Source organism: Burkholderia sp. LFS061, assembly GCF_047978125.1.
GTDB lineage: Bacteria > Pseudomonadota > Gammaproteobacteria > Burkholderiales > Burkholderiaceae > Burkholderia > Burkholderia pyrrocinia_C.
In genome coordinates, this window is record NZ_JBFPFS010000054.1 from 1 (window position 1) to 14,179 (window position 14,179).

The following is a 14,179-nucleotide window of genomic DNA, read 5'->3' on the forward strand; positions in this document are numbered from 1 at the left end:
GCCCTCGGGCCGCTGCCTGACGCGCTAAAGTTTGTCTTTTCTTTTTCATCGGCATATCCATGGCCTTTACACCTCATGATATGCCTCGCCCACGAAATCACGGATAGGTCCGCCGTAATGCGCGCTACGTTGGTTGTAGCACTACTCCTCACGCTGCCTTATGCGAGCGTCGAACACCGGCCCACGGTTGCCGCGCACTTCCTTCGTTCGTCATCCGGATGAACCGAAGCGAGCAGCATGCCCGCTTCGCTCCCTCTTCATGCTCAATGCTTCGCTGCCGCCGCCATCGTGAGCGGATCGGCGCGCTGCTCCGCGCCCGCTTCGGCGCGGCTTCGGTACTGCTCGAACTCTCGCGCGAACGCCACCGCATCGCCGGCTAGACCCAGCGTTTCCAACGACGCGCAGAGGCCCGACACGTCGCGCTCGCCGATCATCGCGAATGCGCCGCGCATGCTGTGAATTTCCGCACGAGCAGCTTTCAGGTCGCCGTATTCGAGCGCACGCGCGATCGCGGCATTGGCCCGATTCGTCGCATCGACCAGCGCCACGCGCAGGTCGCGCGGCAGCGGCCCGCGCGTGCTCGCCGGCGCCGGCGGGATCGCGCGGTTCGCGCTGTCGAGCGCGAGCTCGGTGTCGGCGCGCGTCGTGATGTCGGAGAAGCCGCACAGCAGCGTGTCCTTGCCGCGATAGCGCACGCGCACGAAGTTGACGAGCAGGCGCTCGTGCAGCGGCGGCTCGCCGGCCGCGCTTTCGTACAGCTCGTGCATCCGGTTGCGCAGCAGCACCGCGTCGGTGTCGAGCGACACGAGCACGATGCCGAACGGCGACGTCGCGATGATCGCGCGGCTCATCTCGTCGGTTTCGAATACGCGGCGCGAGCGGCGGAACACCGGCGCGAACACCTTCAGGTCGAACGCGATCACGAGCGTCCACAGCACGACGAGGATCAGCGCGGCCACGCCGAACTCGCGCACGATCGTCGGCCAGATCGCGATCGTGCGCCACGAATATGCATAGACGATCGCGAAACCCGTGTCGGCGATCCGGTCGCTGATCGTGAACACGCCGTGCAGTTAGCTTTCGTGGAAGCGGTGGAGGCCGTGCCGCCACGCGTTCTCGGCGAGCGCGTGTCGCATCAGCGAGGCGCCGTCGATCGACGCGTGCGTGCGGTCCTCGTCCAGCAGAACGAGGCCGGCCTGGTCGACCAGCATCACGACCGCGTCTTCAGGCGCCTGCTTCAGCCGGTCGTCGATCACGTTCGTGTCGAGATCGCTGACGAAGGTCATGAAGTGCCGCGGGCCGTCGAACGCCGGTTCGACGAGGCGGAACACCTTCTTGCCGGTGAGCGGGTCGATCGTGGGCGGCTCCCACGCGATGCGGCGCGTCGCGCGCCAGTAGTGTGCGACGGCCGGGTTCGACCAGTCGGCCACGTTGAACGCGAGGCGGTCGATCAGCGCGCGCGTGTCGGCCACGCCGATGCGCGCCAGCACGTCGCGATACGGCATCGACGGCGGCGGCGTGATCGCGAGCACGTTGCGGTCGGGGTACCGCAACCCCGTCACTCCACCGTCACCGATTTCGCCAGGTTCCTCGGCTTGTCGATATCCGCGCCGCGCAAACACGCCGCGTGATACGCAAGCAGCTGCAACGGCACCACATGCAGGATCGGCGACAACAGTCCGTAGTAATCCGGCATCCTCAACACCGACACGCCTTCGCTGTTGTCGATTCGCGTATCGGCATCGGCGAACACGTAAAGCTGCCCGCCGCGCGCCCTCACTTCCTGCATGTTCGACTTCAGCTTTTCGAGCAGCGCATCGTTCGGCGCGATCGTCGCGACGGGCATCGTATGGGTGACGAGCGCCAGCGGCCCGTGCTTCAGCTCGCCCGCGGGGTACGCTTCCGCGTGGATATACGAAATCTCCTTCAGCTTCAGCGCGCCTTCGAGCGCGATCGGGTAATGCAGCCCGCGCCCGAGAAACAGCGCATTTTCGTGCTGCGCGAATTCCGCCGCCCAGCGCTCGATCTGCGGCTCCAGCCTGAGCACGTCGTCGAGCGCATCGGGCAGCCGCCGCAACTGCATGGTGTAGCGTGCGAGCTGCGCATCGTCGACATAGCCGCGCAGCCGCCCGAGCGTCACGGCGAGGATGAACAGCGCGACGAGCTGCGTCGTGAACGCCTTGGTCGACGCGACGCCGATTTCCGGGCCGGCCCGCGTCAGGAACCGCAGGCCCGTCTGACGCATCATCGCGCTGGTCGGCACGTTGCAGATCGCCAGCGTGTCGATATGGCCGAGCGCCTGCGCGTACTTGAGCGCGGCGAGCGTGTCGGCGGTCTCGCCGGATTGCGACACGCTCACCACCAGCGTGTTCGGTGTGGCGAGCGCGTCGCTGTAACGGTATTCGCTCGCGATTTCGACCTGCGCGGGCACGCGCGCGATCGTTTCGAGCCAGCGGCGCGCGGTCAGGCCGGAATAGTGGCTCGTTCCGCACGCGAGAATCAGCACGTTGTCGATCTGCCCGAACGCCCGTGCGGCGTCAGGGCCGAATACGGCCGGATCGAACAGCCCCGCATCCGGGATGGTCGCGGCCACCGCCTGCGGCTGTTCGAAAATCTCCTTCTGCATGAAATGCCGGTACGGCCCGAGTTCGACCACGCCTTGCGCGGAGGAAACGGTTTGTATCGCGCGCTCGACCAGCGCGCCGCTGCGATCGAGTACCCGCACGCCGCCCGTCGTCAACTCGACGACGTCGCCTTCCTCGAGAAAGATGAAGCGGTCGGTGATGCCGGCGAGCGCGAGCGCGTCGGACGCGAGAAAGCACTCGCCGTCCTTCACGCCGACGACGAGCGGGGACCCGGCCCGCGCGCCGATCAGCCGCTGCGGCTCGTGTTTGCTGAACACCGCGATCGCATAGGCGCCATGAAGCTGCGACGTCGCATCGCGCACGGCGGCGAGCAGGTCGCCGCGATACTTGCTATGGATCAGATGAGCGACGACCTCGGTGTCGGTCTGGCCGTCGAACTCGTAGTGCTTGGAAAGTTGCTTGCGCAACGTTTCGTGGTTCTCGATGATGCCGTTGTGTACGAGCGCGATTTCGTCGCGCGAGAAAATCGGATGCGCGTTGCAGGTTGCCGGTGCGCCATGCGTCGCCCAGCGGGTGTGCGCGATGCCGGTGCTGCCGGTCAGGCCGGTGCTGCGCACGTGCGCGTCGAGATCGGCGACGCGCGACATGCTGCGTTCGCGGCGCGCCTGGCCGTCGACGACCGTTGCGACGCCGCATGAATCGTAGCCGCGATATTCGAGACGACGCAAACCTTCAATCAGAATCGGGACGATGTCCCGTTGCGCGACCGCGCCGACGATGCCACACATTAGACTTCTCCTTCCCTTTTGATCATCATGAACCGCGCACCCTTGCATCAGCGCGACGCGGTTGCCGTTGCCGCCGCCGTCGTGAATCCGCATCGAGCGGGTGTGACGGGCTCGGCCATCCGGCTTTCGAATGCCAGATAAAGCGATTCCTCCAGTACGTTCCAGTGTGCACCGTGACGGTACGGACCGGATCGCGCATGCCAGCAGGCGACCGTGCTCCAGTCGTTCATCTTGAGCGCGACCAGCGCGATCAAGCCCCACGGATAATCGGTGCCGGCGAGTTGATGCCATGTCCTGCCGTACTTCTGCATCCATTGCGCATAGATCATCTCGTTGGATTGTTCGGGAACCTTGATATCGGACAGGAGCGGGAAAATCTGCGCGACTTTCGCCGGATAAAAACTCGTACCGCCGACTTGCTGCGTGCTGGCGCGAAAGCCGGATTGCGCGCCGCGCCAGAACACCTTCAGGATCGCCGACGCGAGCTGGTCGGCACGCTGGCTCCACGGGCCCGCGTGCATGTAGTCGGCGCGCCGTACGTAGTACGCCGCGAGCGCCCGGAACGCGCCGTGCACCTCGACGTTGTCCATCAGCAGCGCGACGTGCAGCGACGACGAGATCTGATAGATGCCGGCAGGCTTGTCGAGCAGGGTGTCCAGATGCGCGCCTGCGCGGCTCAGGCTGAGTTCCCATGCGGCGGGCATGCCGTCGGGCGGCGCGAAGCGGGCGAGCAGTTCGATCCAGGTCGCCATCATCGCGTCGTCGGCGTCCGCTTCAGCGCATGCGCGGTACTGGGCGTTCTGCACACAGTAGCGATCGAAGCCGCCGTCCGGACGCTGACGTGGCAACAGCCAGGCGATCCATGCGAGTGCGGCCTGATGCGCGTCGAGCCGTGCATCGGACGCGGCGAGCAGCGCCTTCGCCGCGAAATAAGGATCGATGCCGGCACCGTTCAGGCGTACGGTGATCGCTCCGTCGGGGCGTTGGTACAGCCCGTTGAGCAGGAGCTCGGCGGCGCTCGCGTGCAGCGCGAAGCCGCACGCGGCGACACAGCAGGCGACGCGCCACAGGCGGCGCAGCCGGGCGGCGGCCACCGCGCATGCGCGTGCAGCCGGGAAAAGCGCGGGCCGGTTCATGATCGGGGGCTCCTGCGCGATGGTCCTTCGCAATCGTCGCCGGGTGCGGCGTTGGCCGCGTCGCGCCCGGCGAGCGTGTCGACGTTGTGGCTCAGTGCACCGTGGTGCCGGTGAACTTGAGGCTGGTGCCGCTATTCGCGCTCACGAGCCGGTTCGTCGCATGAGCGCTGAAGGCGGCCCGCGGATCGCGCGGATATCGCCGGGAAACGACGGCGCGTTCGTCGCGCGGGGGCGGCTGTCTTCCGCCCCGGGCGGACGTGTCGCGTTGCCTCCCGGCTTCGTTGCTTCGGCGCCTCCGTCTGTCCGCTGTCGTGCGAGTACTTCGGGACACACCTGTCCGGTATTAAGCAAGGCGTGAGCCATCGGCCGCCATGCACCGTGCAGCAAGGGGCGGGAGGGCGGGCTGAGAATGCGGACCGGGGGGCGGCGGCGGGTTTTGATTCACCGACGAATCAGCTCATGCGCAATCGGTGCGACCGCACGCGGTCGACGTTGCGGCCCGCACGCGCCATGCGGGGTGCGATTTGTCTGCCGAACCGGTGCCGCCTTGCCGGGTGCGGCTTTGCGCGGTCGGCGCATCACGCGCTATTCGCCGCATATGCATAGGCCGGGAGGCCGGGGCGGTGCCCGCTACCGCGAGCGCCGGATGGACCGGACTCGGATGTAACCGCCGGTTCCGGATTTGCGTTACACATTCGCAACATTTCGTTCTCGCGGACTCATGCGGCGCGAACGACGCCGCATGTCGGGAAATCCTCCGTGCGCGACCGTGGCCGAGCGGTCGATTGCACGCCGCGGACTGCACGGACAAAGGTTGCGAATCGAGGCGACGCAAAGCGTTTCGAAAGATGCGCGAGGTCCGGGGCGCAATGGGTGCTCGACATGAATTCGTTATTTATCGGACGACGTCGCCGGATGGATCGTGCGACCGACCGGATGTTTATCCATGCCGCGCTCGCCGGGCGATGCGACGCTCGTAGCAGTTGTGAAACATTCCGCACGCGCGGCATGTGCGCCGCGCGCGCCGAACGAACCGGACCCGGCCGCAGGGCGGTTGGTTTGATTATTGCTGTAGTGGTTGTGGCGTGACGAACAGACGTGACGCACGGCCCGGCGAGGAACGACTCATGACGTGACCGATCAAGTGCAACGGGACGCCGGTAGTACGACGATTCGCGTGGCGGAGACCGCGCGGACAGGATGGCGCGCTCGCCCGCGACACCGCTGCACCGCGTGCGAGGACGGGAGGCGCCGCCTGAATACATGCTTCGCGCCACGAGCAGGCTCATTCAGCGCGGGGTGGCTAAACGAGGATAACGATGAAAAAGATCTTGCTTGTGTTCGGGACTCGGCCGGAGGCCATCAAAATGGCGCCGCTGGTGCGCGCGCTGAAGGCGCAGACGGATGTCGACGTCAAGGTGTGCGTGACCGCGCAGCATCGGGAAATGCTCGATCAGGTGCTGACGTTGTTCGACATCAAGCCAGACTACGATCTCGACCTGATGCGTCAAAGTCAGACGCTGACCGACGTGACGACCAGTATTCTTCAGGCGATCGGCTCGGTCTTCGACGAATTGCGTCCGGACGTCGTGCTGGTGCACGGCGATACGACGACCACACTCGCGGTCAGTCTCGCGGCGTTCTATCGCTACCTGCCGGTCGGGCACGTGGAGGCCGGTTTGCGCAGCGGCGACATCTGGTCGCCGTGGCCGGAGGAACTGAATCGCCGCGTGACCGATGCGGTATCGTCGTGGCATTTCGCGCCGACCGGGAAGGCGCGCGACAACCTGCTCAGCGAGGGCGTGCCGGGGGGCGCGGTCGTGTTGACAGGCAATACCGTGATCGATGCGTTGCACGAGGTCAAGCGCATGCTGGACCACAATGCCGAGCTGACGGAAAAGGTTGCCGCGAGTTTTCCGTTCCTCGAACCGTCGCGTCGCGTCGTGCTGATCACCGGCCATCGCCGCGAGAGCTTCGGCGAGCCGTTCCGGCATTTCTGCGAGGCGTTGTGCACGCTCGCGAACCGCTATCGCGATGCGCAGTTCGTCTATCCGCTGCATATGAATCCGAACGTGCGGGAGCCGGCGCGCGCGCTGCTCGGCGGCGTGCCGAACATTTACCTGATCGAGCCGCAGGAATATCTGTCGTTCGTATTCCTGATGTCGCGTGCACATTTCATCATCACCGATTCGGGCGGCATTCAGGAGGAAGGGCCGGCGCTGGGCAAGCCGGTTCTTGTCACGCGCGACACGACCGAGCGGCCTGAAGCGATCCAGGCCGGCACCGCACGGCTCGTCGGCACCAATCAGGAGCGGATCGTCTGGGAGGCGTCGCGGCTGTTCGACAACGAAAGGGCATACGAGGAAATGTCGCGCGCGAGCAATCCGTATGGCGACGGGCATGCGAGCGAGCGGATCGTTCACGCGCTGATGCGTACGCCGGGGGCGACCGCGAAGACGACGAGTTTTTCGATGGGGGCCGCGGAAATTCCGTATAACGCGCTCACGCTGGGGTTGCAGGCGTTGAGGTCGCGATGAACGTGATCGCGCGGTAGCGTCCGAACCGTTCGAAGCGGTCGTGCGAAGGTCCGGTCCGGCCGGGAGGCCGGCCGGACCTTTGCATTGACGCGATTTCGCGATCGACCATTTTCCGTTTTCCCGGCCCGTTGATCGCACCGGGCAGCGTGCGGGAACGAGAAAGAAACGCCTTCCGCCGCGCATCGGGACGCCGACACGCAAGCCGCCGGCGACATCGCCGACAGGCATGACCCGTCGCAACATCCCTTTCCAGGCTGAACCTCCTTCCCCCATTGCCTAAAACTCTCGAATCGCCTCGATCCGACGGCAAATTCGAAATGGTTCGATAATGCGATCGGCGATCCACGCGGACGAGCGGTTGACCGGTATGTCATCGAAAGGTTGCGAAGGCAACCGGAAGACAGCGTCGTTTGCGGCATCGGCCCGATCGTGTCTGCAGGCGACACGGTCCACGAAACGGCGCCACGCCTGCCTGGTTGTTCGGAATGTGCGCCGCGCCGTTCGAATCCCCACTCGATGCCTGCCGGACGCGGGCGTCGCAACCAGGAGGTGAACGATGATCATGCTGACCGTCAACGGTAGCGAACAGCATTTCGACGGCAATCCCGACATGCCGTTGCTGTGGTATCTGCGCGATGTCCTCGGCCACACCGGCACCAAGTTCGGCTGCGGCATGGCGCTGTGCGGCGCGTGCACCGTGCATCTCGACGGTGTCGCGATCCGTTCGTGCATCACGCCCGTCGCGGCCGCTTCCGGCAAGCGCGTGACGACGATCGAGGGACTGTCGACGGACCTGACGCATCCGCTGCAGCAGGCATGGCAGGAACTGAACGTCGCGCAATGCGGCTACTGCCAGTCCGGGCAGATCATGCAGGCCGCGTCGCTGTTGAAGACGAATCCGCATCCGAGCGACGCCGACATCGACGATGCGATGTCCGGCAACATCTGCCGCTGCGGCACCTATACGCGCATCCGCGCGGCAATCCGGCTGGCCGTGCGCCGCGGAGGTGCCGCATGAGCGCGCCCGAACTCTCCGTCCACAACGAAAGCCGCCGCGCGCTGCTGCTCGGCTTCGCATCCGGCGGGCTGCTGCTCGCGTTCGGCGTGCCGTCGCTCGCGCGCGCGGCTACGCTGGTGCAGCCGCCCGTCAGCGCGAATCCGCAGTACGGTGGCGCCGGGATGCCGCACGGGTTGCGCGACGATCCGCACCTGTTCGTTGCGATCGCACCGGACGGCACCGTCACCGTGACCTGCATCCGCTCCGAGATGGGGCAGGGCGTGCGCACGAGCGTCGCGCTCGTGGTGGCCGATGAACTCGGCGCGGACTGGGCGCGCGTGAAGGTCGCGCAGGCAGTCGGCGATGAGCCGCGCTACGGCAACCAGAACACCGATGGCTCGCGCAGCCTGCGGCAGAGCTTCGCCGCGCTGCGCCGCGCGGGCGCGGCCGCGCGCACGATGCTCGAGCAGGCTGCCGCGACGGCGTGGGGCATCGACGCGCGCCAGGTCAAGGCGACGGTGCACGAGGTCGTCGATACGAAGAGCGGGCGCAAGCTCGGCTTCGGCGAGCTCGCGGCGAAAGCGGCCGCGCTGCCGGTGCCGGATCCCGCCACCGTGATGCTGAAGGCGCCGGCCGAATTCCGCTATATCGGCAAGGGCAAAACCGCATTGATCGACGGCCGCGATATCGTCGGCGGCCGTGCGCACTACGGGATCGACACGCGGCTCGACGGCATGCTGTATGCGGTCGTCGCGCGGCCGCCGGCCTATGGCGACACGGTGGCGTCGTTCGACGCATCGGCCGCCGAGAAGCTGCCGGGCGTCGTCAAGGTCGTGCAGCTCGCGTCGACGGCGCTGCCGTCCGGCTTCCAGCCGCTCGGCGGCGTAGCCGTCGTCGCGCGCGACACGTGGACGGCCATCCAGGCGCGCGCGCAGTTGAAGATCGACTGGAAGCACGGGCCCAACGCGAACTACGACTCGGCCGCGTATCGCAAGACGCTCGAAGCGGCCGCCGCGCAGCCGGGCGACGTGATCCGCAACGACGGCGACGCGGCCACGGCGCTCGCCGGTGCCGCGAAACGCGTGCGCGCGACGTACTACATCCCGCATCTCGCACACGCGACGATGGAGCCGCCCGCGGCCGTCGCACGGGTGGCGGACGGCCGCTGCGAAGTATGGACCTGCACGCAGGCGCCGCAGACCACGCGCGACGAGATCGCGAAGGCGCTCGGGCTGCCGACGGAGCACGTGACGGTCAACGTGACGCTGCTCGGCGGCGGTTTCGGCCGCAAGTCGAAACCGGACTACGTGGTGGAAGCGGCGCTGCTGTCGAAGGCGGTCGGCGCGCCGGTCAAGCTGACGTTCACGCGCGAGGACGACATCGCGCACGACTATTTCCACGCGGTGTCGCTCGAAGCGTTCGACGGCGGGATCGATGCGTCGGGGAAGGTGGTCGCGTGGCAGCATCGCACGGTCGCGCCGTCGATCCAGTCGACGTTCAGGGCCGGCGTCGTGCACGAGCAGCCGGGCGAACTCGCGCAAGGGATCGCGGATCTGCCGTTCGCGATTCCGAACGTGCGGATCGAGAATCCGGCCGCGCAAGCGCACACGCGGATCGGCTGGTTCCGCTCGGTCTACAACATTCCGCATGCGTTCGGAGTCCAGAGCTTCGTGTCGGAGCTCGCACACGCGGCCGGCCGCGACCCGAAGGATTTCCTGCTCGAGCTGATCGGGCCCGCACGGCGTTTCGAGCCGCACATCACGGTGAAGAACGTGAACTACGGCGAGGATCCGGCGCTGTATCCGGTCGACACCGGGCGGCTGCGGCGCGTGGTCGAGACGGTCGCGCGCGAAGCCGGCTGGGGACGCAAGCTGCCGAAGGGGCACGGGCTCGGGATCGCCGCGCATCGCAGCTTCGTGTCGTACACGGCCGCGGTGTGCGAGGTGCAGGTCGGCGCGGACGGCAAGCTCTCGGTGCCGCGCGTCGACATCGCGATCGACTGCGGGCCGCAGGTCAATCCGGAGCGCGTGCGCTCGCAGCTCGAGGGTGCGGTGGTGATGGGCCTCGGCATCGCGCTGCACGGCGAGATCACGTTCAAGGACGGGCATCCCGAGCAGAGCAATTTCAACGGCTTCCAGGTGCTGAGAATGAACGAGGCGCCGCGCGAAATCCGCGTGCATCTCGTCGCGCCGGACGACTTCGCGACGCCGCTCGGCGGCGTCGGCGAGCCGGGCCTGCCGCCCGTCGCGCCGGCGCTGACCAACGCGATTTTCGCGGCGACCGGCACGCGCATCCGCAGCCTGCCCATTGCGGATCAGCTCGCGAAGCAAAAGGCGGGCTGATGAACCGGTGCGCGCCGGTTCGCGATCATCCGGCGCGCAGTCGTGACAATCCCCTCGGCGGATGCCGCGGCGCTTATGCGCGCCGTGGCAGCGTCGCCGTATTCGCGTGATCGCTGCGGCCGTTCGCGGCCCGCGCCGGCGCGTCGCCCGGCAAGTCGGGCAGCGTCAGCGCCGGCAGCGTGATCGCGAAGCGCGCGCCGCCGAGCGGCGAATCGTCGAGCCGGACGTTGCCGCCATGCACGAGCGCGACGCGCCGCACGATCGCAAGCCCGAGACCGAATCCACCCGTCTGCCGGTCGCGGCTCGAATCGAGCCGCTGGAACGGTTCGAACACGCGCGCGCGCTCGACGGCCGGAATGCCGGGGCCGTCGTCGTCGACGCTCAGCACCAGCATGCCGGACGCGTCGCTCGTCGCGGACAGCCGTACCGTGCGCGTCGCATAGCGCGCGCCGTTGCGGATCAGGTTCAGTAACGCACGCGCGACGAGCTTCGGATCGCATACGCAGGTGGCGGGCGCACCGCACGTCGACACGTCGAGCGTGATCCCGCGATCGGCGATGTCGTTCGCGACGTTGCCGGCGACGCTGTCGATCAGCGCATCGACGCCGATCTCCATCGGCGCGAGCTGGCTCGCGCCCTGTTCGAGCCGGCCGATCGTCAGCAGCTCGGTGACGAGCTCGTCGAGTTCGCGCACGTCGCGCCGCAGCGCGTCGCGGCGTTCGCGCATCCGTCCCGTTTCGTCGGGTTCCGCGAGCAGCGCGAGCCCGAATTCGAGCCGCGCGAGCGGCGTCTTCAGTTCGTGCGAGATGCCGTGCATCATTTCGCGCTGCTGCTTGATCGACGCCTCGATCCGCTCGGCCATGTCGTTGAACTGCTGCGACAGTTCGTAGATGTTCGACCGGCCCGACAGCTTCACGCGCGTCGACAGGTTGCCCGCGCCGAACGCGCGAGCAGCCTCCTGCAGCCGGCGCAGGTCGCGCCAGTGATACGAGGTCCACAGTGCGACGGCGAACAGCGCCGCGAGCGCGATTACCAGGTACGCATAGATCTTGATGTCGAGGTCGGCGGGTTCGATCGGGCGTGCATGGAGCACGGACCCGTCGGCGAGCGGCATGTAGTAGTTCTTGCCGTTGTAGCTGATCGCGATCCTGCCGGCGTCGAGGTCGCGCAGCGGCGCACCGCTCAACTGGCTGCGGGCGTCGGCCATCGTCATGAAACCGAATCGCTCGTTGCCGTGCTGCGCGAGTTCACGCAGCGCGAGCGTGCGCTGCGCGCCGGGATGGCGTTCGAGGTAGTCGTTCAGCACGAACGCGTAGGTGGTCAGCGAATCGCGCTGTGCTTGCGCCACACGCTCATAGAAGATTCGGTTGAACGAGTATTGAATCAACATGATCGATGCGGCGCAGCACACAATCACGATGAGATACAGCTTGATCAACGGGCGCAGCATTTACTCGTCCCACGCGGAAGGGCTGAACAGGTAGCCTCGGCCCCAGATCGTCTTGATCCGGTGCGGCTCCGACGAAGCATCCTCGAAGCGGCGGCGCAGCTTCGAGATGCCCGAGTCGACCGAGCGGTCGAGCCCGTCGAACTCGATCCCGCGCAGCTGCTTCAGGATGTCGTCGCGGCTCAGCACGGTGCCGGCCGCACGCGCGAGGATCAGCAGCAGATTGAATTCGGCGGTCTTCAGGTCGACGAGTTCGCCGCGCCACGTGACCGTGCGGTTCGGCGGCGAAATCGTCAGCTCGCCGAACACGAGCGCGTGCGCCGGCGCATCGGCCGGCGATTCCGGTGCGGCGGGCTGCGCGCGCCGCAGCAGCGCACGCGCACGGGCGACCAGCACGCGCGGCTCGATCGGCTTCGTCACGTAGTCGTCGGCGCCGAGTTCGAGGCCGGCGACCTGGTCGTAGACGTCGGCGCGCGCGGTGAGGATCAGCACCGGGACGTTGGTGAACGCGCGAATGCGCCGGCAGACTTCCATCCCGTCGAGATTCGGCAGCATCAGATCGAGTATCACGAGCGCGGGCCGGTGTTCGCGCACCGCGGCGACCGCGAGATCGCCGCGTCGCACGACCGTCACCGCGAATTCATAGCCGTCGAGATATTCGCGCACGAGCTGCGCGAGGCGGTCGTCGTCCTCGATCAGCAGCACACGGTATTTGAGCGGATTGTCGTTCATGGTCTTCCCGAAATGCTCGCGTCGCCTGGCGCTCCGGCAGGCGGGCGCGCGACGCGGCACTCGAATTCTATCCGCGTTGCCGCGGCCTGAGCCACCGCTAGACAATCGGGAACACTCGAACACAATTGGGCACAGATTCACCGCAGATTCCGGACAGTTCCGCCGCGCGGCCGCACCTAGACTTCGGGCTTCGTCATTCTTATCTCGATATTGTGCGTCCATTCCTCCACTTCTCCCGCTATTGCATGCCGCTTGCCGGCCTGACCCTGGCCGCCGTCGCCCACGCCGAAAACCAGTACGCGATATCGCTCGGCGGCGGCGTCGCGCCGCGCTACCAGGGGAGCAACCAGTATCGCGGCGTCGTTGCGCCGTCGTTTTCGGCGATGTTCGGCAACGGCTTTTTCATCGGCACCAGTGGGGGGGGCGGCTACCGGCTGAACCTGCCGAACGGCGCGTTCGTGTCGGCGGCGGTGGGCTACGACCCGGGCCGTGCGGACGAAAACCGCTTCGATCTGCCGGGCTCGGACCACCTGAAGGGAATGGGCCGCGTTCCGGGCTCGGTGCTGGTCGGCATGCGTGCGGGCGTGAAGTTGCTGGACGGCGGCGAACTGAGCGTCACGGTAGACGCGCCGGTCACGCATACGTCGCGCGGCCTGTCCGGGCACCTCGATCTCGCCGTGCCGGTGTTCAAGGCCGGGCGGCACGAGATCGTCGTGACGGGCAGCGTGCACGCCGGCACGGGACGGTATATGCAGACGTTCTACGGCGTGACCGATGCGCAGTCGATGACGAGCGGATTCCGCCCCTACTCGACGAGCGGCGGCGTCGACAGCGCGACGATGTCGGTCGCTTGGAACTGGGACGTGTCCCGGCACTGGTCGGTGCACGCGACCGGCAGCTTCACGCGGCTGCTGGGGCGCTACGGCGACAGCCCGATCGTGCAGACGCGCAGCAACTATTCCGGAATGACCGGCGTGACGTACAAGTTCTGAGCGCGGCCGACGCCGATCCGCTGCGCGGTTCGATCGCGCACGCGCGGGCGAAGCAGGATTCGGCGTCGCGTCGTCATGGTCGATCGCGTGCGGTAACATGCTCGAGGCTTCGGCATCGCGCCGGACCCGTGACGGTGCCGCTTCGGCAATGCAGGTTGCGCGCGCAACCGGTCACGGATGGAACAGGCCCGATCGGCCGGAACGTCGCGCGTTCGCCGGCCGGGCATAACGGAGAAATCGATGAAGAAAGCGATCACGATGATGGTTGCGCTCGTTGCGGGCGCAACGTTTGCCGGATGTGCGGACATGAACACGAAGAACGCGAATGGCGGCGGCGCTTCGGCGAACGCCGGGCAGCCGGGCGTGTCGCGCGCATGCAAGGCAGACGCGGGGCCGGACGACGCGCTGATCGGCAAGAGCGAGGCCGAAGCGGCCGCATTGCTCGACGGCTGCCTGTGGCGCGTGCTCGAGCGTGACGGCAAGTCGTTGCCGGGCACGATGGATTATCGGGAAGAGCGTCGCGATCTCGGCATTCGCGACGGAAAGGTGGTGTGGGTGCGGCGCGGGTGATCGACGCGGTCGGCGGGAGGCGCGTTCGCTGCCGGCATCGCTCACACTATCCG

General features: G+C 67.0%; 11 protein-coding genes. 5 read left to right on the forward strand and 6 right to left on the reverse strand.

All coding sequences use genetic code 11. The annotated features are described in order from the left end of the window. Positions 1-263: 263 nt before the first annotated feature. The 4 genes from ACNQQL_RS31215 to ACNQQL_RS31230 are packed head-to-tail and all read right to left on the reverse strand — an operon-like array spanning position 264 to position 4,509. Complete coding sequence (locus ACNQQL_RS31215) at positions 264-1,064, reverse strand: Hpt domain-containing protein (RefSeq protein ID WP_347068059.1); 801 nt, start codon at positions 1,062-1,064, stop codon at positions 264-266. A 9-nt stretch (positions 1,065-1,073) separates the two neighbouring features. After that, positions 1,074-1,553 carry a hypothetical protein gene (locus tag ACNQQL_RS31220; RefSeq protein ID WP_347068061.1) on the reverse strand — a complete coding sequence of 160 codons (480 nt, stop codon included), beginning with the start codon at positions 1,551-1,553 and terminating at the stop codon, positions 1,074-1,076. A 5-nt stretch (positions 1,554-1,558) separates the two neighbouring features. Next, positions 1,559-3,373, reverse strand: a complete 1,815-nt coding sequence (gene glmS, locus ACNQQL_RS31225; protein ID WP_347068063.1) for a glutamine--fructose-6-phosphate transaminase (isomerizing) — start codon at positions 3,371-3,373, stop codon at positions 1,559-1,561. 47 nt (positions 3,374-3,420) lie between these two features. Next, positions 3,421-4,509 carry a hypothetical protein gene (locus ACNQQL_RS31230; RefSeq protein ID WP_347068065.1) on the reverse strand — a complete coding sequence of 363 codons (1,089 nt, stop codon included), beginning with the start codon at positions 4,507-4,509 and terminating at the stop codon, positions 3,421-3,423. 1,319 nt (positions 4,510-5,828) lie between these two features. Here ACNQQL_RS31230 and wecB point away from each other — a divergent pair. From wecB to ACNQQL_RS31245, 3 genes are all read left to right on the forward strand, one after another. Then, positions 5,829-7,046 (forward strand): non-hydrolyzing UDP-N-acetylglucosamine 2-epimerase, encoded by a 1,218-nt coding sequence (gene wecB, locus ACNQQL_RS31235; protein ID WP_347068067.1) that lies wholly within the window; start codon positions 5,829-5,831, stop codon positions 7,044-7,046. Between the two features lie 556 nt (positions 7,047-7,602). Continuing rightward, entirely contained in the window at positions 7,603-8,064 is a 462-nt protein-coding gene (locus ACNQQL_RS31240) for a (2Fe-2S)-binding protein (RefSeq protein WP_175963889.1), read from the forward strand. Continuing rightward, complete coding sequence (locus ACNQQL_RS31245) at positions 8,061-10,385, forward strand: xanthine dehydrogenase family protein molybdopterin-binding subunit (protein WP_347068070.1); 2,325 nt, start codon at positions 8,061-8,063, stop codon at positions 10,383-10,385. Before ACNQQL_RS31240 ends, ACNQQL_RS31245 begins: the two co-directional genes overlap by 4 nt. Positions 10,386-10,458: 73 nt before the next feature. On the opposite strand, the gene ACNQQL_RS31250 is transcribed toward ACNQQL_RS31245, so the two are convergent. Together ACNQQL_RS31250 and ACNQQL_RS31255 are read right to left on the reverse strand one after the other, a co-directional pair. Beyond that, positions 10,459-11,835 (reverse strand): ATP-binding protein, encoded by a 1,377-nt coding sequence (locus tag ACNQQL_RS31250; RefSeq protein ID WP_347068072.1) that lies wholly within the window; start codon positions 11,833-11,835, stop codon positions 10,459-10,461. Then, the gene (locus tag ACNQQL_RS31255) at positions 11,836-12,564 is read right to left on the reverse strand and encodes a response regulator (protein ID WP_072435807.1); all 729 of its coding nucleotides are present in this window, start codon (positions 12,562-12,564) and stop codon (positions 11,836-11,838) included. 245 nt (positions 12,565-12,809) lie between these two features. Here ACNQQL_RS31255 and ACNQQL_RS31260 point away from each other — a divergent pair, with 245 nt between their 5' ends. Then, positions 12,810-13,556, forward strand: a complete 747-nt coding sequence (locus ACNQQL_RS31260; protein WP_347068074.1) for a MipA/OmpV family protein — start codon at positions 12,810-12,812, stop codon at positions 13,554-13,556. Positions 13,557-13,796: 240 nt separating this feature from the next. After that, the gene (locus tag ACNQQL_RS31265; protein ID WP_072435805.1) at positions 13,797-14,126 is read left to right on the forward strand and encodes a hypothetical protein; all 330 of its coding nucleotides are present in this window, start codon (positions 13,797-13,799) and stop codon (positions 14,124-14,126) included. Positions 14,127-14,179 lie beyond the last annotated feature (53 nt).